2 protein-coding genes are annotated in these 2,545 nt (G+C 68.3%); both read right to left on the reverse strand.

All coding sequences use genetic code 11. The features are described 5' to 3' along the window. A partial coding sequence (locus tag L6Q67_RS23275; protein ID WP_296575816.1) for a nitrate- and nitrite sensing domain-containing protein occupies nucleotides 1-1,675 on the reverse strand: 1,675 nt, incomplete at its 3' end. A gap of 50 nt (nucleotides 1,676-1,725) precedes the next feature. Continuing rightward, nucleotides 1,726-2,545, reverse strand: an 820-nt coding sequence (locus tag L6Q67_RS23280) for a chemotaxis protein CheW (protein WP_296575819.1), incomplete at its 5' end; no start/stop codon positions are given.

A 2,545-nucleotide genomic window follows, 5' to 3' on the forward strand; every position in this document is an offset into this window, starting at 1 on the left:
GATGCGCTGGATTGCGGTGGAAGCGGTCGAAGTTCTGGCCCAACACCTGATCGGCCGAGAAGTCGGGCACACGCTGGCGCAGGCCCGGCTCGATGCGCCGCAGCAGCGCCAGCACGGCGCTGTTGGCGAACCGGATCACGCCTTCGCTGTCGGTCACCATCACGGCGCTGGGCACCGCCTCCAGCGCACGGCGAATGCGCAGGTTCTCGGCTGCGGCGTTGTTGGCCTCGCGCAGCAGGCGGCGCACGGTGTCGAGCGTATCGTTGATGAACGCCTTCTTGCCGGGCAGCTTCTCCATGTCGGCATCGAGATTGCCGCGGCTGAATTCAGCCACCACCCCCAGTGCGCGCTTCTTCACATCGATGTGCGCGCCGACCATCTCGTTGATGCCTTGGGCCATGGTTCCGAATTCGCCCTGGAAGCGGCCGGCGTCGATGACCACGTCGATGTCGCCGCGCTCGTGGCGCTGATACATGCCGCGCACCTCGGCCAGCAGGTCCTGTACGTTGGCGCGCGCCATCTCGACAGCCGCGGCGAGTTGGCCGAAGTCGTTCCGCCCGTCCGTGGCCACCTTCACCGACAGATCGCCACGCGACAGCGCCTGGGCGGCATCCATCGACGCACGCAGCGCTCGATTCGACACCCGCAGGATGAGCCACACGGTCACCAGCATCGCCAGCAGGCCGCCGGCGAGCGCCAGGCTCACCTGGACGACCGTCGTGCGCGCTGCGTCGGCGCGGGCTTCCAGGATGCGCGTGAGCTCACCGGTCGAAGCGGTGACCAGGTCGAACTGGCTGTCGATGGCCTGTGTCATGCGGCCAAAGAAGTCCGGCGCGGCGAGCGCGAGCTTGCTGGTGCTCACGAGTTCCGCTTCAGCCAGATCGGCGGCAGTCCTGGCCGCCTCGACTGCCGTACCGATCGACTTCGACAGCGCCGCTGCTAACGTCGTATCCGAAGCCTTCGAGCGATCCAGAGCCTGCTGCACCTGTTGGCTGTAGTGGCGGCTGTTCCCGATCAGGACCGCGATCGCGGCACGTTGCTCGGGAGTGATCTCCTTCTTCGACAACGCATTGGTGCCCTGGGCGCGCAATTGGCCCAGGTACTCGGTCAGGCGCGGGCCATAGTCCAGCGTGCCCATGATCAGGTAGAAGCTCGCGGCCTCGGGGTCCAGAGCCAGGGTGGACGTGGACACGATCTCGTCGAGGATGGCGAACTGGCTTTCGATGAGTCGGGTGTGGCGTTGCGCGCTCTCGGCTGGCGAGATGCCGCGCGAACCAACAGCCTCGGCCAGGTTCTTCCAATCCGCGGCCATGCTGCGCATCCGCTCGTCGATCGTGCCGGTGCGCATGCGCTGCCCGAGCTCGGACCCCGCGGTGGCCGCCTTGGCCAGTGCGGCGTCAACCTCGTCCTTGGCCTTGGCGCGCTTGTCGGCGAAAGCCGCGTTGCCGCTGAGCACGTTGGCCGACAGGCCACGGTGCTGCTGCGTGATCTGGATCGTGCGCAGCATCGCTGCGGCCGGCGCCAGGCCAGCGCGCTCGTCGTGGGCAACACGTTGGGTGTCGATGCGATCGCGCAACACGATCGCGCCGGGGATGGCGATGAGCGTGAGCGCCAGTGCGCCGATCGTGGCGAACTTCTGCCACAGGTTCAGGCGGTGCAGCGGGTTCGGGATCATCGTGCAGGTCCTTTGGGGGCGACGTGTGTTGTGGGGCGAGCCGCGTGGGTTCAGCGTGGCGTGTGCGGCGCGACTGCGCGGCTGTTGCCGGTGACCAGGTCCAGCAGGGCGGGCACGTCGAGGATCAGGGCCACCTCGCCGCTGCCCAGGATGGTGGAGCCGGCCAGGCCGCGGATATGCTGGAACACCTGGCCCAGCGGCTTGATCACGGTCTGGTGCTCGCCCAGCAGGCGGTCGACCACCAGCCCGACACGGCTGCCGCCGTCATGCACGAGGACCAGGCTGCGCCGCGTGGCGCCGGGTGGTGGCGCAGCGTGGCGGTAGAAGCGGCCGATGTCCAGGTAGGGCAGCACCTCGCCGCGCAGGTCGAAATGGCCGGCCACACGCTCGGGTTCGGCCGCGCACTCGGGCGGCACCTCGAGGCACTCGGCCACCAGTTCCAGCGGCAGCACATAGCTCACGCCACCGACGCTGGTCAGAAAGCCGTCGATGATGGCCAATGTGAGCGGCAAGCGGATCTGCATCGTGGTGCCGCGCCCCGGCTGGCTGGCGATGCGGATGTGCCCGCGCAGGGCCTCGATGTTGCGCTTGACCACATCCATGCCCACGCCGCGGCCCGACAGGTTGGTCACGGCCTCGGCGGTGGAAAAGCCGGGGGCGAAGATGAGCTGGTGAACCTCTTCGTCGGACAGCTGCGCATCGTCGGCCACCAGGCCGCGCTCGATCGCCTTGGACAGGATGCGCTCGCGGTCGAGTCCGCGCCCGTCGTCGCTGACCTCGATGACGATCGAGCCCGATTCGTGATATGCATGCAGCGCCAGACGGCCGCGGGCACCCTTGCCGGCTGCCACCCGCTGCTCTGCAGTCTCG

The sequence above is a fragment of the Zoogloea sp. genome (assembly GCF_023150065.1).
Taxonomy (GTDB): Bacteria; Pseudomonadota; Gammaproteobacteria; order Burkholderiales; family Rhodocyclaceae; genus Zoogloea.